Below are 19,831 nucleotides of genomic sequence, written 5' to 3'. Positions count from 1 at the left end.
TTCGCGAAAGCCTTTCTGATAAAGATTATTAATCCTACTAAAAAAAAGCTAGGACCATTAATGATCCTAGCTGTAGCTTCTTGCCTTATAAATAATCGTCCTCGGAAAAGCCAGTATTACGGTAGGCACCTTCGTCCGCGAAAAATTTATTGTAGCGCTGTTTGAATTTGCGGAAGGTGAAGACGACGAAAAGCTTGATCATGGAGTAGATCGGAATACCGAAGATCACACCGACTAAGCCTAACAAATCGCCCATGACTAATAAAACCACCAAAATCGTAATGGGATGGATCTTTAATTTGTCCCCCATCACTCGTGGGACTACTAGATCGCCGTGGAGTAATTGCACCACGAACCAAGCAATCACGAATTTGACGACCATGAAGGTTGAATCTTGAAAGGCGATGAAAAGTCCCGGCAAAAAGGCTAAGAACGAGCCGATATACGGGATGATGCTCAAGATGCCGGCCGCTAATGCGATGACGGTAGCAAATTGTAAACCAAGAACCAAGAAAACGACCCAATAGATCAAGCCCAGTAACAATGACGCGATGACTTGGCCTTTTAAAAAGGCACCTAGTTGTTGATTGGCGATCTTGACTAAGGAGCTGACATCCATCCGAAAGCGTGGTGGAACAAGATCCATAAAGGTTTTGTACAATTTGTGGGGACTCTGGATCAAAAAGAAGGCGATGATCGGTCCAGTAAACAAAGTGATGGCGGTGCTTGAAACGGCAGAGAAAAGCGTCCCAAGGCCTTTCGCGCCATCTTGCCAATTCTCTCCCAGATAAGAAAGGGCATCTTTTGAGAGCTTATCTAATGAGTTCAAAGCTTCATCTGAGGAGGCCGCGAACGGTGTCGCGTTTAACAGATTTTTGATGGCTTGTTGGAAATCATCGACATATTTCGGAAATTGTTTGATTAAATCTTGTGCTTGATCTTGGATCACGGGCACGAGCCGGGCACCGCCGAAGAACAGCAGGCCAAAGATCACGACATAGGTCAAAACGATGCTGATGGTCCGTGACAGACCTTTTTTACTTAAGAAATTCACGATCGGATTCAGCAAATAATACAAAAGCAGCGCAAAGATCATAGGTGGCAGTACGGTACTAATAATGACTACCAAAGGTCTGAAAATAAAGGAGACAGTATTCAATAAATAAATGGCTAAAGCACTTAAAATAACCAGACCAATCAGGTAGTAGGATGTTTTACCGCCAAAAAACTGAATCAGTTTTGAGGGTTTTTCTTTTTCCATCGGGTGAACCTTCTTTCTTCCGTTCATTTTGAAAAAATGTGTTGCTAGCTGATCCGTGAGAGATCCCGCTACATTTTTAGTATACCGAATGTCCGTAAGACTGTATACTTTTGCGAATTTCTGCGAAAAAATGATAGGATAAGATAAATGGGGGGATAGTAACAGAAGAATCTATGCCCTTCGAATCAACTTAATTTTTTTCGCTTAGAAAAAAATAAATACATTAAAATGAATAAGGATGCCAGTTTGCCAGTTCCTCTTCGCACTTTAGTGTGATTAGAGGAATGGTATGCGCGATGACAATAGAGGTTCATTTTTCAGAATTTTTGAAAAATGATTTCTTAAATAGGAATTAGCCTTAATTAATTGATAGAATGAACAAGGTATAGAAAACGAGTAGATTGAATGTCAAGGCGGGTAGAAGAATTTACGACCTGAAACTAAAACTTGTGTTCTGTCNGCCAGTTTGCCAGTTCCTCTTCGCACTTTAGTGTGATTAGAGGAATGGTATGCGCGATGACAATAGAGGTTCATTTTTCAGAATTTTTGAAAAATGATTTCTTAAATAGGAATTAGCCTTAATTAATTGATAGAATGAACAAGGTATAGAAAACGAGTAGATTGAATGTCAAGGCGGGTAGAAGAATTTACGACCTGAAACTAAAACTTGTGTTCTGTCAGAAAAATAAATACATTAAAATGAATAAGGATGCCAGTTCTCCTTCTTGCATAAGCAAGAGTAGTAGAATGGTATACGGCATGAAGATTAAACTTATTTTTCTACAAAAAAATAAATACATTAAAATGAATAAGGATGCCAGTTCTCCTTCTTGCATAAGCAAGAGTAGTAGAATGGTATACGGCATGAAGATCAAACTTATTTTTCTGCAAGAAAAATAAATACATTAAAATGAATAAGGAGTATGCTCATGACTGATTCTAAAACGTGTCGCGATTCCCGCGTAATCCAAACACACCGGATTTTTCCATTTGATTTGAACCCTTTTGGTTATTTATTTGGAGGCAAGCTTATGACTTTGATCGACGATGCGGCGTCGATCTCGATTTCTCGTCATTGCCGCAGAGGGGCGGTGACCGCCTCGTTAGACAACCTGAATTTTTTGAAACCTTTGCACGCCAATGATTCTGTCTGTGTGAAGTCCTATGTTTCTGGCAGTCATAATAAATCAATGGAAGTCTTCGTTAAGGTGATTGGTGAAAATCTTTCTACCGGAGAGCGGTATTTGGCCGCGACTTGCTTTACGACCTTTGTGGCGGTGCCTTCTCATATGAATCAAGAAACGGAATTCACCGTGCCACAAGTAATACCTGAAACGCAGGAAGAAAAGATGGTTTGCGATGGCTATGAAAAGCGTCGGACCGCACGCCTGCAAGAACGGGATGAATACAAACGCTTCGCGGCTTTATTATCGACTGAACTGCCATGGTCAGATGAAGGCAGCGGGGATTAGAAAAAGAAGTTGGGATTATATTAATTCCCAGCTTCTTTTTTTGTTTGTATGTTTATTGGATTCCGAATTACCCTGCTATGGAGCTTGGGAACGTTTAGTTTTGACTTTTGATAAAGAGAGTAATCAGGATTTTATCGTTTTTTATAAAAAATCTTTGTTTTTATCGGTTGACAATGTTTAGGTACCGAAGTATACTGAACTCAATAAATGTTAGGTACCTAAAAAATAGGTACCGAAATAAAACGCAAACGATGAAGGAGGGCATTTATATGAGTGAATATACCAAGGAATTACTGAAACGTCTGTCTTATGTCGGTAGTGCCAGTCGTCGAATAATGGATGTTGGCAATTGTCAAAAGGGCGCGCCTACGCAGCAGTTGGTCTTAGACATCTTAGCGGAAGAGGACGCAGTGACGTCGGGGGTTTTAGCCGAGATTTTGGACATGCGTCCTAGCTCGCTGACAGAAATTTTGAATAAGTTAGAGAGTCGCGGCGAAATCGAGCGGCGAGAAGATGAACAAGACAAGCGTATCAAACGAATCTATATTACGGAAACTGGGCGTAAGAAGGCCAATCAAAGTCAACCGCAAGAACGTTCCGAAGAATTTTTTGCAGGCTTGACCGCTGAGGAACAGCAGACGCTCGATCAGTTGCTGAATAAAGTCATTGATGGCTGGAGCGAGGATTTTGGCGGACGGCCTGAATTTCCTAATGATCCCTTTGAAGCGATCGAAGCCTTAAAGGCGATGAAGATGCAGTTTGATCCTCACATGGAAAAATTTGGGAAAATGACGCCAGCTGAACGACGCCAAATGAAACGGGCGTGGAAAGAACAGATGCGCAACCAGTTCGGCGGCCGTGGCTTTAGACCGGGTCCATTTGGGCCTGAAATGAATGACCCAGACGCTGATCCGCGGAGAAAAGGTCCTCGGGACAGCGATTGGGAGAACTGGTAAGAAAGTGTTACAAATGATCCATTCATTTTGCAATAGAAGTGGAGGTCGTTGGCAATGAAAATTGAAATGGCTGAATTATTTAGTAAAGAACACACTGGCGCACTAAAATTGCGTAAACAAGTCTTAGGTGGAAAATTAGATTTAAGCAACGAAAAAAAGCTCGCGGTCTTTGTTGCGATTGAAGCTGGTGAAGTTGTTGGGACCGCGGCGATCCAGCTCTATCCTTTGGGTATCGCCCGGATTCACCAAGTAGCAGTTTCACCGGAACATCAAGGGCAAGGCATTGGGGATCAATTAATGAATCGAGTCGAAGAATATGCGCAAGAGCAGGGGCATTATCGAATCATTTTAACTGGCCGCAAGTCAGCGCAACGGTTTTATCAAAAGCGTGAGTATCATCGTTTGCTGTTTGCCTTTAAAAAACATGAAATCGAATTTCTTTGGCTGACGAAGGGATTGCCCGCAGTGGAAGTCCCCGTTTTTTCGGAGAACTAATGCAGCATTTGTCCGTCTCTCAGGAAGCAATACTGAAGGAGGAATTTATTATGAAGGAGCTATTCGACCCAAAAAGAACTGAAAACGCCAAGAAACACACAGTCAAAGAATTTGAGAAATTACGGATCGAACTTGAGACCAAATCCCGGTTGTTCACCACTTCGCTAGGGATCGTAAATTATCAGAAATACCATGAGTTGTACGATTTGTAAGGATCGAAGACCTTTTGAGTGAAGGTCTTTTTTGTTTGGCGGATTTACACTTTAAGTGCAACACAAAAAAGACTCATAGATGATTTCCTTGTAAAATAGTAATTGCGAGATAACTATTGAAAGGAAGGATATCTATGAGTCAGTATACTCATCTTACCATTTTAGAACGAGAAGAAATAGCGAAATTACGTGCGCAAGGATACACGATAAGAGAAATTGCCCGTCAACTTCGAAGGAACCCTTCTACAATTAGCCGGGAAATGAATCGAAATGCTTTTTCACCAGACCAATATTCTCCGACTATTGCACACCGGCTTTATAAGTTTAAAAAAAAAATTGTGGAAGAAAGAAGATTTTATCCATTTTCTATTTAAAGAATATCGTCAAACATCTTTTTTTAGATGAACAATGGTCGCCAGAAGAAATAGCGAATCGATTAGAATTAGAAGACTACCCGATAAAGATTAGTTATTCGACTATTTATCGAGCAATCTATGCTTTTGAATTTGATGATGAAAAGCCGAAACAAGGGCATCGTGGTGTGGTGAAGAAGTTACGTAGAAAAGGGAAAAAGTATAAACACCAGAATCAAAATGAAACCAGAGGAAAAATAGTCATTTCGCATACAATACATGAAAGGCCATTAGAGGGTAATCTTCGATGTGAACTGGGGCACTGGGAAGCCGATACAGTAGTTGGTAAAATGGGGGGCGCCTGTTTGATTACCCTAACCGATCGGAAATCTCGCTACTTGTTAGCTGAGAAAGTGCCAGGACAAAGAGCAGACCCAGTCAAAGACAGTATGATTGAATTGCTCAAAGGACTCCCTAAAGCAAAAAGGAGGACCATGACTCCCGATCGTGGAAAAGAATTTTCATTTCACAAAGACGTAACTAAAAAATTAGAGGGGCTTCCCTTTTACTTTGCGGATCCACAGTCACCTTGGCAGCGTGGCACAAATGAGAATACAAATGGATTATTAAGAGAATATTTCCCTAAACATCAGAGTTTAGATAAAGTTACACCACAAATACTAAAAGAAGTACTGAGAAAAATAAATACACGACCTCGCAAATGCTTAAACTGGAAAACCCCTTTTGAAGTATTTTTTAATCGAGTGTTGCACTTGATTTGACAATCTACATTATAAAGGAAACATAAAATTTTCACATAAATAAATCGCTTTACAGCAGGTATATCTATGTCCGGCTTCACAAACTAGCATTATCAGCAATAAGTAAAACGATTTCGAAATTTGAGAAGCAAGTTAGAAATCGTTTGGTCTGATTGTTCAATAGCTGAGCGAGTTCGCGAAAGCCTTTCTTAGTAAAGAAAGCGTAAACGCTAAAAAAGTTTGTATTCAACGGACAAGAACCGCGATTTTTTTTAAAAGTTTGACTTTGACTCCAATGACAACAAGTTTTTTGAAAAATTGGAAGTGAGGGGAATAAAGCTAGTCATAAGCATTCAATCTGGTTTCAACTAAAAATCCAATTAACTTTCAAAGGAAATCCGTGTATAGTTAGAGTATCGATTTCAATCAAGGAGTTTTTATGAAAAAAAGAGAATTCATTGTGCAAGACTTATTGAGCAAAATCTATCAAGAGGAATTTGAAGCTGGCAAGCTGCCAAATCAGCGAGAACTGGCGAAAATCTATGGTGTTTCTCGTTTTACGATTCAACAAGCGATAAAAAATTTGGAAGAAATTGGAATCGTTCGGGTGGTTCAAGGTTCGGGAATTTTTGTTCACGAGGAATGGGTCAAAAACCCACTAATTTTTAATTCTTTGACCCGCACACCGTATGATCGGATCGATTCAAAGATGTTGAGGCTGAAAAAAGCTCCCGCAACTTTGGAGGAGCAGAAGATTTTTCAAATGAGTGGGCCGGAAGAAGTCTGGACTTTTGAACGGGTGCGGATCGTTAATTATAAGATCGAACAGCTGGAGATATCCAAAATGCCTGTGGCGTTGTTCCCAGATTTGTCTCAAGAGATCGTGGAACATTCGATTCAGAATTATGTCGAAAAAAAGGGCTACCGTATTTCCCATTATATTACCAGCTATGATCCTATCACTACATCGAAAGAACAGTCCAATGTGTTGCTGTGTAAACGTGGGACGCCGGCGATGCAGATCTCGAATCGAGCGATCTTAGAAGATGGTCAGGTCTACGAATACAGTAGCATCATCGCGATTGATTATTCGGTTACCTACATTCGCCCCTTCGACCGAGAGATCCATCAATCTAGGATTGATTAAAGGGATGTATCCCATCTTCAAAATGAATGATATATTTCAGAAGAAGCTGTTTATTTTTAAGGGAATAAACTGGTATTGTGATATGTATAGATTAGCCAAATTGCTAATTATTTTTTAAATGATCATGTGAGTATCTTAGAGTAGTTGGAATATTCTTTTGTGCTTTTCAAGCATAAACTATAGGTTAATAAAGTAGCTTCTAAACATGCTTCAAATCCTAAAAGAGAACGGTTTGGAAAATTTTGATGTCCGGTGAACTCGAGCTGGGCATCACAGTTTCTATTTTCTTGTATCAAATTTCAAAGATAATTCGTTAACTTTTCCAGAGTAGATTGAAACACTCTTTGAATTTTGTAGTTTTGAGCTTATTTTATCGTAAAGTTTTCTATTTTTCATTTTTGAATTAACTAGCCGTTCAGGTGCTAACCTTTCAAAAAGCAATTAAGTAAGCATCTATCTTGCATATTTCACTTGTATGTAAAAGCAGGCCATCCATATAAATGAACGGTCTGCTTCAAAATTATCAAGATTAACTGTTTGTTGATTTAACAAGATAAGCTATGCATTGTATGCTTGAGAAAGCGATTCTACAATATTTTTTAGTACCTTTATGTGGATTGTAAAAAGCGTTTCCGTTTCTCTATGTGCTATCTGTTATGAGATCAGAATCTGTAGGTCAGCATTAAATGCCTTTATATTTGTTTGAATACCGACATCTTCAGGTATTGTTTCCAAATTAAGGCTACCTTCCTTTTCAACTTCACTCTACCTTTCAATATTTTCTCCAAAAAAGCGAAATTAAGCAAAGGGCAAAATAAAATTTTATATTGCTAATCCTACCAGATCAACTAGAACATGAGAGATCCAAGAACCCCAGATACTTCTATCAGTCTTTAAGTAAACATAGTTAAAAATCAGGCGAGCCACACCTTGAAGTAATAAAACGTGAAGCAAAGTAGAAAACAAGGAGCCGTCCCAATATACAAAACTGTGGATTAGACCAAAAATCAAAGCGCTCAAGAAAGTGCTTGCGGTTAAAGATAAGCCTTTATTCCTTGCCGTTTCTAAAACCCCAATACCTAATAATTCTTCACCCATTAGCATAAATGGTATTTTTAAAATAATACTACCTAGATGTCCAGCAGCAGGGTTGGATGTCCACGATAAACCAATTTTTAATGCTAAAAAACCAACCACAGCACCCAAAATGGCATATGCAAAAAATCCTAATAGAATTACCCAAAGATGTTTGGGAAAATGGAAAGCGGACAATGAATCCTTTTTAAAAATAATAGCCCAGGCTGCAATTCCTCCTACAAATAAAGCCCACCAGCCCCGAGCAAATAGTGAAAGCATCACAAAACCAATACCTAAAAATAGTGCTCCTAAAAGAATGTTACTACTTTTGATATCTACTTTTTCAAGTGTATTCATACTCATCATTTCTCCTTTAATTTACTGGTACAGTTATTTGTCTTTACTCAAAACATCATTTAAACTTGAGTAAACGGAGTATAACATCAATTTAGTACATATAAAAAAAAGTATCATATTTAGTACCTAAAAAATAAAGGTGTGATCATTTGCGAAATTTCGGAGAAACAATAAGACATATACGCACGAATCGAGGCATTAAGCAAAACGAGCTGTATACTGATATCCTATCAAAATCCTATGCTATTCAATTTGAAAAAGGGTTACACGATATTTCTTTTTATCTACTGCTACAGATTCTTGACAGATTTCCGATGGAGGTAGATGAATTTCTTTATCTACATAGGGATTATCAGGAAAGTGAAAGTTCCTGGTTTTATAGTTCAATTGGCAAATTTGGTAATCATAATGATTTGGCGGCATTAAAAAAATTTAAACAAGATTATCTTTCAAAATATCCTAACAGTGAACATCAAGAAGAAAGATTGTTGCAAATAGATTTTCGTGTTGAGCAATTGACTTTTTACTACGCTACGGGTGAAATCGTTGGCGGTACAGTTGAACCACAAATTAAGGAAGATATTCAAAAACTACTTCGGAACATTCAAGCATGGACAATGGAGGACTATCGCTTTTTTTGTAATGTAATGGACCTCGTTGATATTTTTGATATGCCTCAGTATTTTAAGTTGCTTCTAAACAGTATTGATCAGTATAAAGATTTCGAAGATGGCAAACCGATAATTTGCACACTCCTGATAAATGGCATGACGAAATTAATATTTTCTAACATGTTGGAAGAGGCTGTGAAAATACTTCCTGTTTTAAACGACTTTACAAAAGAAATTAATCAAATGTTTTATCGAAACTATTACTTCTTCTTTAAAGCACTTGTAAGTTTACTAAAGGGAAATCAAGACGCAATTGCTAAAGCCAATCGAACGATCGAAATTTTTAGAGACTTAGAATACGAGTTTCATGCCGAAATAGCCGACAGGATTTTGAAAGAGATTTTGTCTGAAGCAGACATTCAAAATTGACCATTCTTTTGAGGGGATATTACGCTGTATGCTATAGTCACGTTTAAGCTGGTAACCAATTAAACTAAAGGATAAAAATATAGGTATTTTTCCATTTTAATTGGAATAGCCATCGTTACAAACTTTTGAGAAATTATCATATCAATCATCTTAGCAACTTCTCAGTATAAGCTTTTATTTTTTATCTCCAGTTGGTTCTAATGTTATAAATAGCTGAAGCCACCCGTTTTCACGGGTGGCTTCAGCTATTTATTTAAATGTTAAGGTGTTACGATCGTACCATCTGGTGTTCGGCTTTGGGTCCATTCATGAGGGCGATAAACGACGGGGTATTGTTCAGCCAGCTCTTCATCGAAGGTCACACCGATCCCGCTTTCTTCGATCGGGTAGAAGAAGCCTTTTTCAGGTGAAGGAATGTTGCCAAAGAGGTTCTTCGTATTTTCGGGAATATCGATATTTTCTTGGATGGCTGCATTATGCAGGTGGATGTTCAAATGCGTATTCACCGCCAAACCAACCGGGCTGATATCGGATGGTGTATGCCAGGCGATGCGCACCCCCATAGCTTCGCAAAAATGGGCCAATTTTAGTGCAGGAGTAATCCCGCCAAGTTGAGAAACATGAGCCCGCATGAAATCAATTTGACGATTGCGGACCAATTCCTTCCATTCCATTGGATTGTTGAACAATTCGCCAGTAGCAATCGGTGTGGCTGACTGATTGCGTAATTGCGCTAACCATTCATTTTGATTAGGCGGTAAGATATCTTCTAAGAAGAATAGATTGTAAGGTTCCGCGGCCTTGGCAAATTGAATCGCTTGATTAGGATGCAGGCGTTCATGAACATCGTGGAGCATTTGGAATTGATGGCCGTATTTTGTTTGGATCGCATCAAACATTTTCAGCGTTGTCTGCATATAATTATTTTGATCAAAATACGAACCGTTGATCGGTTGTTCAGGGGTCTGAAGATTTTCTGGATTCCCACCATAAAAACCCAGCTGACAACGAATATGACGGTAGCCCTCTGCTAAGAATTTGTCGATCTCAGAATAAAGCTCCTCCATATTATCAGCGACCGCGTGGGTGTAGGCTGGGATCGCTGTTCGGGCTTTGCCCCCTAGTAATTGATACAGCGGCATATCTGCTAATTTGCCTTTGATATCCCAGAGAGCCATATCGACGCCGGAGATGGCATTATTGGTGATCGGCCCGTTGCGCCAATAGGAGTTGACGTTCATTACTTGCCAGATATCTTCGATTTGATTCGCATCACGGCCAATCAATAGTGGTTTTAAATATTCTTCCACGACTGTTTGCACGGCAAGCGGCCGGAATTGAAAGGTGCCACAGCCGAGACCGGACACGCCTTTATTTGTTTCCACCTTCACTACCAGTAGGTTGTGGCGATCGGGTTTGATAGCGAAGCTTTTTATATTAGTAATAATTGTTGGTGTCATTTTGTTCACTCCAATTTTCATTCTGCGAATTATTTCCACACTCATTGAAACATGCCGCCAGCGGCAGTGTCAATTTGGTCTAATAAATATAGGTTAAGGTAGTTAAAAACCAGTCCAATTTTTATCTTAATGATTCATAATCGCTTATTTATAGATGTTTTTAAATGATTTTTATGTAAAAGGACTGGTTTTACAACTTGTCTGAGCCATGCTACTATGTGGGTGTGAAAACGGAATCAGAAAAATTTGGCATTATTCATCATTTTTGGAAAACGAATTCTGATCCGTAAAAAATAAGGAGGGAAAACAATGAAACACGAGGATATTGTGAAACAGATTATTAAAGACGTTGGCGGTGCGGAAAACATTAACAATGCATGGCATTGCATGACGCGTCTACGTTTCAATTTAAAGGATGAAAAGAAAGTCGATTATGCGGCGTTGGATAAAATTCCTAAAGTCGTGGGCACAAAATATCAAAGCGATCAGTTGCAAGTTGTGATCGGCACAGATGTGGCCGATTATTTTGCACCTTTGGCAAAAGAGCTTGGCTTAGATGAAAACAGCCAAACAGAAAGCGGTGAAAAAAAGGGTGCCGTTTCTTTATTTATGGATACTGTTTCTGGTGTTTTCGGTCCAATCGTACCGGCGATTGCCGGAGCTGGAATGATCAAAGGATTAATGGCTGGGCTGGTCGCGTTAAATGTGATCTCTAACCAAACAGATACTTATTTGATCATCGATATGATCGCTAGTGGAGTCTTCACCTTCTTACCATTCTTCGTAGCAGCTTCAGCAGCACGAATCTTTAAAACCAATCAGTATTTGGCGATTGCGATCGCAGCGATGCTGCAATTTCCAACGATGACTGCCGCAGTGGCAGAAGGCAAAATCTCAGCCTTCCACTTATTTGGCGTCATCCCTGTGCCGGTCTTCAATTATGCCGGCACAGTCATTCCGATCATCTTTGCGGTGTTAGCGTTAAGTTATATTTATCGCTGGGTAGATAAAGTTTTACCGCAAGTCCTGCGTACGGTCTTTACGCCGACCATTTCGTTATTTGTAGCAGGACTAGTAACGTTGATCATCATCGGTCCAATCAGTATCCATTTAGGAAACTTATTAGCAGCTGGGGTGGCAGCGCTCTTCGCGATTTCGCCAGTCTTAGCGGGGATTGTCGTAGGTGCGATCCGGCCAATTGCGATCTTTACTGGTTTGCACCACGCTATGACACCAATCGCCCTGCAAAATTTTGCCAACCAAGGCTATGATATGTTGATGCCAATGATGTTTATGGCGAATATGGCGATCACTGGTGCGACTGCCGCGATTTATCTGAAGGTCAAAACAAAGGAAGAAAAATCAATCATTATCTCTTCTGCAATTTCAGGTTTACTTGGAATTACTGAACCAGCACTCTTTGGGATTTTATCGAAATACAAAAAAGCGTTTATTGCCGCAACCGTCGGCAGTTCTGTAGCTTCAGCGTTTATCAGTTTCTTCGGTGTTCGGATCTACGGCTACATTTTATCAAGTATCTTTAGTTTGCCGGCTTATATCGGTCAGTATTTTGTCTTTGCTGTTTTAGGGATCATTATCGCTCTTGTCTTATCGTTTGTACTAAGCTATATGTTAGTACCAAAACAGGTGGATGAAAGTGATGAATTGACCAATGAGGTTGATTTGCATGCGGTAGCAGAAGGAGCTTATTTGCCATTAGAAGATGTACCGGATGAAGTCTTTTCAAGTAAAATGATGGGCGACGGTTTTGCGATTGATTCCGTTGATGGGAAAGTCTTTTCGCCAGTTAGAGGAACAGTCACGACGGTTTTTCCTTCTAAACATGCGATCGGCATCAAGACTGATAATGGCGTAGAAGTACTAGTCCATATGGGGATCGATACGGTCTCATTAGACGGGAAGGGCTTCGAAGTGTTTGTCAAAGCTGGCGATAAAGTTTCAGCCGAAACCAAAATCGCGGAAATGGATTTGGCTTATATCCAGAGTCAAGCCAAAGAAACAATGATCATCGTGGTCATCACGAATATGGATCGCGTGTTATCTTTTTCAGGTATGCGGGATTTAGAAGGACGTCATCAAGTAGGGGCTTTATTAGAAAGAGCCGTTTTGAATTAGCAGACGGGAGTGTTTAATATGAAACGAATGGATATTTTGGCACGCTTAGAAAGAGCCGGCGTGATTGCGGTAGTAAGAGGAAAAGATCAAGTCGAAGCCTTGCAGACGAGCCAAGCAGTCATCGCCGGTGGTATCAAAGGAATCGAAGTAACGTTTACGGTTCCAAATGCTCAAGCGGTGATTCAAGACCTAGTCGAACAATCAACGGATCAAGCTGTCGTGATTGGAGCCGGAACGGTTTTAGATGTGACAACTGCACGCTTGGCGATCATGGCGGGGGCGGAATTTATTGTCAGTCCTAGCTTTGATCCAGCGACCGCGGAGCTGTGTAATTTATACCAAATTCCTTATTTACCCGGCTGTATGACGATCACAGAAATGCAGACGGCTCTAAAAAGCGGAGCGGATATTATTAAGTTGTTTCCTGGCAGTGTTTATGGGCCAAGTATGGTGTCAGCAGTTAAAGCACCGTTGCCACAGATCAATTTGATGCCGACAGGCGGTGTCAGTCTTGATAATATGACCACTTGGTTCAAGGCGGGGGTAGTGGCAGTCGGTGTCGGCGGCAACCTTGTTGCACCAGCCGCGGAAGGCAACTTTACTGAAGTCACTGAGATCGCCCAACAATATGTTGAAAAATTAGCGGAGATCAGAAAAGTAAATCATGGCTAAAGTCGTTTGCTTAAAGGCGATCCAGTTGCGACTAGCGATTCCAAAAAAACGAGTAGATTAGTTGGCGTTGTATCTTGATGGCAAAGCAACTATCGTTAATTGGTAAATTAGAGACAACAAGAAAGCTACCTAGTATCCTTTTCGGCCAGTGCTACTTATTATAAGGTCCAAAATCGTGAAAAACAAAAAGAAGGACAATCTGAGCTAGCTCAGATTGTCCTTCTTTGTTTAAATGGAGAAAAATCGACGGATTTCAATCTCTGCCGATTCAAGAGAATCAGAAGCATGGACAACGTTCTCAGGGGTGCCGATCGCAAAATCTCCACGGATCGTGCCAGGTTCAGCCTCTGAAGCATTGGTGGCACCAATCATTTTTCGGACGATTTGGATAACATTTTTCTGCTCTAGAATGATCACGATCGCTGGTCCGGAAGTCATGTAGTCTACAAGTTCATCAAAGAAGGGTTTGTCCTTTAAGTGGGCATAATGTTCCCTAATCAGGGGCTGTTCCAATGTTTTTTGCTGCATCTTTTTAATGATCAATCCGCGTTCTTCAAAGCGTTGAATGATTTTTCCTACGAGTTTTCGCCTCACACCATCTGGTTTGATGATCACTAACGTTTGCTCCAATTTTCTCACCTCTTCGTAAAATTTTAACCAAAAAGCCTCGATCTCAAAATCAAGGCTTTTTGGTTTATAAAGAAAGTATAAATTTTTCACATGAATAAATCGCTCTACAGCAATTTTATCCATGTCTAGCTTCACAAATTAGCTTTATCAGCAATAAGCAAAAGCGAGTTCGCGAAAGCCCTTATTACGTGTGGACTATCTTTGATGTTGTAGATTTTTAAGGGTTCCCCATTTCCAGTTTTCAACCTCTGGAATATCTGTTCCTTCAGAACGAATAAAGTCGTGGTGGAATTGAAGGGTTTCATCCATTTTAGCTGAAAATTCTTTTGCTTTCAAATCATAGACAGCGTTTGCTGCGTCTTGAGCTAAGTGGAAACGGTCCATCTCACTAAATACACGCATATCAAATGGGGTAGTGATATCGCCGTTTTCACGGTAGCCATGGATATGGATATTATGGTTATGACGTTCAAAGAAGATATCGCGAACCATGCCTTCATATCCATGGAAAGCAAAGACGATTGGTTTATCCGCCGTGAAGATCGCATCGAATTCTTCATCTGATAAGCCTCTTGGATCAATCTCTTGGTGGCGTAATTTCAAAATATCAACCACGTTGACGAAGCGGATTTTTAATTCTGGGAAATCTCTATTCAAAATGGAGACCGCCGCTAAGGCTTCCAAGTTAGGCTCGGTTCCTGCCGCAGCAATTACGACATCCGGTTCTTCACCATTGTCTGTACTTGCCCAATCAATCACTTTTAAGCCATTTTCGACTAAATCTTCTGCTTCGGCTGCTGAATAGAACTGCGGGCGCGGGTGCTTGCTGGAAACGATCAAGTTAATCACTTGTTCGTCTTGCATCGCTTTATCCATAACCGCCATCAAACTATTGGCATCAGCTGGCAAATATTCTCGAATGAATTCAGGTTTCTTCTCAGCCAAATGGGTCAAGATACCAGGATCTTGGTGCGTATAGCCGTTATGATCTTGTTGGAAAACAGTAGAAGTCGCAATGACATTCAAAGCTGGATATTTTTTGCGCCATGAGTGTGCACTGGCCTTGCGCATCCATTTGAAATGTTGGGTCAACATGGAGTCTACAACTCGTAAAAATGATTCGTAACTAGCGAAGAAGCCATGACGACCAGTTAGCACGTAGCCTTCTAAAAAGCCTTCCGCTTGATGTTCAGATAGTTGCCCATCAATGACACGGCCAACAGAAGATTGCCACTCGTCGGTACTGTCTTTCGCTTCTAACCATTGACGATCCGTCACTTCAAAGACCTTGTTCAAGCGATTCGATTTTGTTTCATCTGGCCCAAAAATACGGAAATTTGTTGGATTTTCGGAAATCATATCACGAGCTTGCTGACCGAAAACAATCATATCTTGTGCAGTGACTGCTCCTGGAGTAGACGTATCGATCGCATGCTGTTTCCAGTCAGGCATCTTGATTGGTTTTGGATCAATCCCGCCATTTGTGATAGGATTTTTGGCCATACGCTGGTCGCCTTTTGGTGAGATCGCTTTTAGTTCGTCAACGATTTTTCCATTTTCATCAAACAATTCTTCTGGACGATAAGATTTTAACCAGTTCGTTAGTTTGTCAACGTGTTCCATATGCTCTGAATCCACTGGGATTGGAACTTGGTGTGCCCGGAAGGTTCCAGAGATTTGCTCTCCATCCCACGTTTCTGGTCCGGTCCAACCTTTTGGTGTACGGAATAAAATGACTGGCCAATTTGGCATCGTTGCGTCAGCAGCATGGTCTTTTCGAGCTTCTGCTTGAATCGCTTTAATTTCCTCGATCACCGCATCCAAGGTTTTTGCCATCATTTCATGGACTTCTTGCGGATCCGTTCCTTCAACAAAATAAGGATTCCAACCTAATCCTTCAAAGTAACTAGCCAATTCTTCGTTACTTTTGCGAGCCAAAATCGTTGGGTTAGAAATTTTACCGCCATTCAGATACAGAATAGGGAGTACCGCACCGTCGTTAACCGGATTGATGAAAACATTCGAAAACCAGCCAGCTGCTAATGGGCCAGTCTCAGCCTCACCGTCTCCAACCACGGTGGCCGCGATCACTTCTGGATTATCAAGAATCGCACCTGTAGCATGGGACAAAGCATAACCAAGCTCGCCGCCTTCATGAATTGACCCAGGTGTTTCTGGAGCCGCGTGAGAGGCAATTCCGCCTGGGAATGAAAACATTTTGCACAACTGTTTTAAACCAGCTTCGTTTTCGCCAATCTCAGGGTAGATTTCAGTGTAACTACCGTCAATGTATGAGTTAGAAACCATTACTTGACCACCATGACCAGGACCTTCGATATAGAACATATTCAAATCGTATTTGTTAATTGCACGATTTAGATGAGCGTATAGGAAGTTCTGTCCTGAAATCGTACCCCAGTGTCCGATCGGATGCATTTTAAGATGCTCTTTTTGAAGCGGGCGTCTTAATAAAGGATTGTCCTTCAAATACATTTGAGCGACTGAGATATAATTTGCGGCTCTCCACCAAGCATCTACTTTGTCTAAGTAATTTTTAGAATCGAATTCGGTTGTCATAAACAAACTCCTTTGTAGTAAATTTTACTTTTATATTTCTAGTACAATATACCTTTAACTTGTGAATTTGTAAACTATTTTTTGCAAAAAAACCACTTTTCTTTTAAAATGATTCATTTCAACAGTGTCCAAGTTATACAATAAGTGCTGTGGGGAGAGACAAAAAGCGTTCTTGAAACTAAGCGATTAGTCATTTCAAAAGAATGAAATTAATAGTTATTTACCGTTCTAATAAGGTTTTTAATTTATAAATGGTATCTCCTAAGAAAAATCTAAAGCTGAAAATATTGAATTAAAAAAACGTTCTCAATTTATCCATGATGAGCTGGTAAACCAACAAATAAAAAACGATTGTTTGTTTTGTTTATCACAAATAGCTTGACTTGAAAAATAGAATATGGAATAATACTGAATTAAATTAAGCGGTTGAGCGAGTGATGGTAAGAGAAAGTTAGTAGAATTTTTTTTAAAGTTATTTGTGATTTTGTTCACTAGTTTTTAAGAGAGGATGGAAAAGTATGGAGAAAAAGAAAGTGCGTGCCCCTTTTTATTGTGTGAATTCTCAAGTCCTTTGGAAAGACGAAGAAGCTGTCAAAAATGCTGTTTTAGTCGATGATAAAATTAATCAATTGGAATTAGATGCGATCTTCACAGCAGCTAGCGAGGATGTCGCTAAGATCGGTAAAGTTGTAAAACGCTTACGCATCGCGATTGATTTTAACGATGCCAAGCCTAACAATTTAGAGCGTTTGAAAGAAGCCGGTGCCGAAGTCATTATTTTTGATGATCTTGAAGAAATTTTCAATATCGAAAATATTCTCGATATTGTGAAAGAGCTAGGCTATTTAGTATTGGTCAGAACGGAAAAACCGTTTGAGATCCCGAAGGCTGTTCTAAAAGATATTGATCTGATTAAGTGGAAAATCAAGGATGGAAATGGGAAATTTACTATTTCAAATTTAACTACTGAACATAAAAAAGCTGTAAAAGAATTTAAACAAGAAAATCCCCATATCGCACTAATCTACGGGGCGAAGGAGAATATTTCAAGTAACCTAGTATTGAATAGTTTGATCATGGGCTTAGATGGCTTCGGCGAAATAAATTGCTATCGAACCACCACCGAAAAAAGAGAAGAAATGCTGCATGCGGTGAATGATTACAAAAACGTGATGGCGTTTATAAAGTAACTTTAAATAATTAAAAATGATAAAAAAGAAAGTTCCTGGAAGTAATTTGCTTTCAGGAGCTTTCTTTTTTTGTCTAGTTTTAAAATTAATTTATTTCATAAATTATGAATTTGGAATAAAAAAATTTCATTTGACAATTGTTATTTAATAAAGACTATCAAGTGAAAATATATTGGCGTTTGAGTTATATCAAAAAAGAGCATATTTCATAAAGTGGAAAAAAAGTCAAAAGAAAGCGTTGACAAAAGACTTTTAGATGCTATACTAGGAATTATCAAACATATGCCAAAGACATTAGCATATGACAAAATAAATGGAGGGTTCAAAATGACGTTATATGGCAAGCTGTTAGAAAGAGAAAAAAATGGTGCTCCAATCAAGGTTGGAGTAATTGGTGCAGGACAAATGGGATTTGGTATGATTTCTCAAATTTCGACAATCCCAGGTATGATCGTCGCAGGAATCAGTGATATTAATTTAGATGCTGCAAATCGAGCCGCAGATGCCTACAATGCAAGCGCTGACAAGAAGGTAGATATTTTAATCAGCCAAAACTTCAAAGACATTATTCATTCTGATAAAGTTGAAATCATTGTTGATGCAACAGGTGTTCCAGAAGCGGGTGCTCAAATTTCTTTAGAATCACTGATGGCCAAAAAACATTTAGTTTTACTAAACGTTGAAATTGACATTACTATTGGCCCCCTAATGAAAAAAATGTACGATGCGACTGATTTGATTTATACAGGTTCAGATGGTGACGAGCCTGCGGCAACGATGCAAATGTATGAATTTGCTAAGAGCATGGGGATGGAAGTCTTGGTTGCCGGTAAAGGAAAAAATAATAAGTTGATGGTTCATGCAAATCCTGATACCGCGGCTGAGAAAGCCAAAGCGCAAGTGATGAGTCCTAAAATTCTAGCTTCATTTCAAGATGGAACGAAGACGATGGGTGAAATGAATTTACTATCTAATGCCATGGGGTTTGTTCCAGATGTAGTGGGAATGCACGGGATTTCAGCTGATTTAGATGGCACTGTTAAAAACTTAGACTTGAAAGAAAATGGCGGGATTCTAAGTAAGTTCGGTGTTGTTGAATACGTTGATGGCATCGCACCAGGAATCTTCTGTATCGTGAAGGGACAAAACGAAGGTGTTGCCCATGAAATGAACTACCTAATGAAGAAAGGCGATCGTGACCATCATATCCTTTATCGTCCATTCCACTTATGTTCATTAGAAACACCAATCACGATTGCTCGAGCTGTTTTAGAACAAGATACAGCGATTGTTCCAATGGGAGCACCTGTATCAGAAACAGTCTGTGTAGCTAAGAAGGATATTAAAGCAGGCGAAAAAATTGACGGTATCGGCGGCTTCTGCGTACGCGGAGTTCTAGAAACGCATGAAGACATGGTGAAAAATGCCAATATTCCAATTGGGTTGATTGCTGGCGCGGTGGCTAAGAAAGATATCAAAGACGGCGCATTCTTAACCATGGATGATGTGGAATTAGATGAATCAACAACTGTATACAAATTGCGTAAATTACAGGATGAAACATTCGCATAAAAAGTATAAGCGGTCGCAGATAGAGCGCTGCTCTATCTGGACCTTTGATAGAAAAGAGGGTAATAAATGCAGATCCTACTGATTGTTCTTTTCTTTTTGATGATTGCACAAAGTGTAACTAGTATTATTCAAGTGAAATATTATCAAAAATTTGTTAACGGTATTACGAATAAATATCAGGGAAATTCATCGTACGAGTTTTATACAGACGTTTCAAAAGGAAAGATACTAAAAACAATTGTGGCAGTAGTCGTGGATTCAGATGGAAGAATTATCAGTTGCCATGTCTGTAAAGGATTTACGGTATTCGCTCGTTTTAAGGAGGCGCAAGAATATCATGGTTTGGTATTAGAAGCGTTCCATCTTAAAAAAGGTGAAAAAAATCGGATGTCTCAAGTAGAAGATACTCTCGCAAAGGTTTACTCGAGAAAACTGGAAGCGGTTACCGCGGATTAGGAGGATT

At 39.7% G+C, this 19,831-nt stretch carries 17 protein-coding genes and 1 pseudogene; 13 read left to right on the top strand and 5 right to left on the bottom strand.

The genetic code is table 11. The features are described from left to right. Nucleotides 1-85: 85 nt before the first annotated feature. Nucleotides 86-1,261 carry an AI-2E family transporter gene (locus RV00_RS14560; protein ID WP_071863283.1) on the bottom strand — a complete coding sequence of 392 codons (1,176 nt, stop codon included), beginning with the start codon at nt 1,259-1,261 and terminating at the stop codon, nt 86-88. A gap of 929 nt (nt 1,262-2,190) precedes the next feature. Here RV00_RS14560 and RV00_RS14555 point away from each other — a divergent pair. From RV00_RS14555 to RV00_RS14535, 7 genes and pseudogenes are all read left to right on the top strand, one after another. Next, complete coding sequence (locus RV00_RS14555; protein WP_071863282.1) at nt 2,191-2,733, top strand: acyl-CoA thioesterase; 543 nt, start codon at nt 2,191-2,193, stop codon at nt 2,731-2,733. 269 nt (nt 2,734-3,002) lie between these two features. Next, nucleotides 3,003-3,689 (top strand): MarR family winged helix-turn-helix transcriptional regulator, encoded by a 687-nt coding sequence (locus RV00_RS14550; RefSeq protein WP_071863281.1) that lies wholly within the window; start codon nt 3,003-3,005, stop codon nt 3,687-3,689. A gap of 54 nt (nt 3,690-3,743) precedes the next feature. Next, a complete protein-coding gene (locus RV00_RS14545; protein ID WP_071863280.1) occupies nt 3,744-4,184 on the top strand; it encodes a GNAT family N-acetyltransferase in 441 nt (146 codons plus the stop codon). A 50-nt stretch (nt 4,185-4,234) separates the two neighbouring features. After that, a complete protein-coding gene (locus RV00_RS16480; RefSeq protein ID WP_169818958.1) occupies nt 4,235-4,396 on the top strand; it encodes a hypothetical protein in 162 nt (53 codons plus the stop codon). Between the two features lie 149 nt (nt 4,397-4,545). Next, nucleotides 4,546-4,671: pseudogene (locus tag RV00_RS16725) on the top strand (helix-turn-helix domain-containing protein); the annotation flags it as partial. A gap of 77 nt (nt 4,672-4,748) precedes the next feature. Continuing rightward, nucleotides 4,749-5,531 carry an IS30 family transposase gene (locus tag RV00_RS14540; protein WP_338070753.1) on the top strand — a complete coding sequence of 261 codons (783 nt, stop codon included), beginning with the start codon at nt 4,749-4,751 and terminating at the stop codon, nt 5,529-5,531. Nucleotides 5,532-5,949: 418 nt separating this feature from the next. After that, nucleotides 5,950-6,657 (top strand): GntR family transcriptional regulator, encoded by a 708-nt coding sequence (locus RV00_RS14535; protein WP_071863279.1) that lies wholly within the window; start codon nt 5,950-5,952, stop codon nt 6,655-6,657. 822 nt (nt 6,658-7,479) lie between these two features. Here RV00_RS14535 and RV00_RS14530 read toward each other — a convergent pair. Continuing rightward, entirely contained in the window at nt 7,480-8,091 is a 612-nt protein-coding gene (locus RV00_RS14530; RefSeq protein ID WP_071863278.1) for a CPBP family glutamic-type intramembrane protease, read from the bottom strand. Between the two features lie 149 nt (nt 8,092-8,240). On the opposite strand from RV00_RS14530, the gene RV00_RS14525 reads away from it, so the two are divergent. Continuing rightward, nucleotides 8,241-9,131, top strand: coding sequence for a helix-turn-helix domain-containing protein (locus RV00_RS14525; RefSeq protein ID WP_071863277.1), 891 nt, complete (start codon nt 8,241-8,243; stop codon nt 9,129-9,131). Nucleotides 9,132-9,391: 260 nt separating this feature from the next. On the opposite strand, the gene RV00_RS14520 is transcribed toward RV00_RS14525, so the two are convergent. Then, on the bottom strand, nt 9,392-10,591 hold the full coding sequence (locus RV00_RS14520) for an enolase C-terminal domain-like protein (protein WP_071863276.1): 1,200 nt from the start codon (nt 10,589-10,591) through the stop codon (nt 9,392-9,394). Nucleotides 10,592-10,900: 309 nt separating this feature from the next. Here RV00_RS14520 and RV00_RS14515 point away from each other — a divergent pair, with 309 nt between their 5' ends. Both RV00_RS14515 and RV00_RS14510 read left to right on the top strand, forming a co-directional pair. After that, on the top strand, nt 10,901-12,727 hold the full coding sequence (locus RV00_RS14515; RefSeq protein ID WP_071863275.1) for a glucose PTS transporter subunit IIA: 1,827 nt from the start codon (nt 10,901-10,903) through the stop codon (nt 12,725-12,727). Between the two features lie 18 nt (nt 12,728-12,745). Then, complete coding sequence (locus RV00_RS14510) at nt 12,746-13,399, top strand: bifunctional 2-keto-4-hydroxyglutarate aldolase/2-keto-3-deoxy-6-phosphogluconate aldolase (protein ID WP_071863274.1); 654 nt, start codon at nt 12,746-12,748, stop codon at nt 13,397-13,399. Between the two features lie 228 nt (nt 13,400-13,627). On the opposite strand, the gene ndk is transcribed toward RV00_RS14510, so the two are convergent. Next, nucleotides 13,628-14,029 (bottom strand): nucleoside-diphosphate kinase, encoded by a 402-nt coding sequence (gene ndk, locus RV00_RS14505; protein WP_071863286.1) that lies wholly within the window; start codon nt 14,027-14,029, stop codon nt 13,628-13,630. Nucleotides 14,030-14,224: 195 nt separating this feature from the next. Next, nucleotides 14,225-16,606 (bottom strand): phosphoketolase family protein, encoded by a 2,382-nt coding sequence (locus RV00_RS14500; protein ID WP_071863273.1) that lies wholly within the window; start codon nt 16,604-16,606, stop codon nt 14,225-14,227. Between the two features lie 518 nt (nt 16,607-17,124). Here RV00_RS14500 and RV00_RS14495 point away from each other — a divergent pair. The 3 genes from RV00_RS14495 (at nt 17,125) to RV00_RS14485 (ending at nt 19,824) form a co-directional block, all read left to right on the top strand. After that, nucleotides 17,125-17,796 carry a hypothetical protein gene (locus RV00_RS14495; RefSeq protein ID WP_071863272.1) on the top strand — a complete coding sequence of 224 codons (672 nt, stop codon included), beginning with the start codon at nt 17,125-17,127 and terminating at the stop codon, nt 17,794-17,796. Between the two features lie 327 nt (nt 17,797-18,123). After that, nucleotides 18,124-19,368: an NAD(P)H-dependent oxidoreductase gene (locus tag RV00_RS14490; RefSeq protein WP_071863271.1), complete on the top strand. Its 1,245-nt coding sequence runs from the start codon at nt 18,124-18,126 to the stop codon at nt 19,366-19,368. A gap of 66 nt (nt 19,369-19,434) precedes the next feature. Further along, nucleotides 19,435-19,824: a transcriptional regulator GutM gene (locus tag RV00_RS14485; RefSeq protein ID WP_071863270.1), complete on the top strand. Its 390-nt coding sequence runs from the start codon at nt 19,435-19,437 to the stop codon at nt 19,822-19,824. The last annotated feature ends 7 nt before the right edge of the window (nt 19,825-19,831 follow it).

Source organism: Enterococcus devriesei, assembly GCF_001885905.1.
GTDB lineage: Bacteria > Bacillota > Bacilli > Lactobacillales > Enterococcaceae > Enterococcus_A > Enterococcus_A devriesei.
Note: the sequence above shows the minus strand (reverse complement) of the source record. Positions and strands in the feature narration are given on the sequence as shown.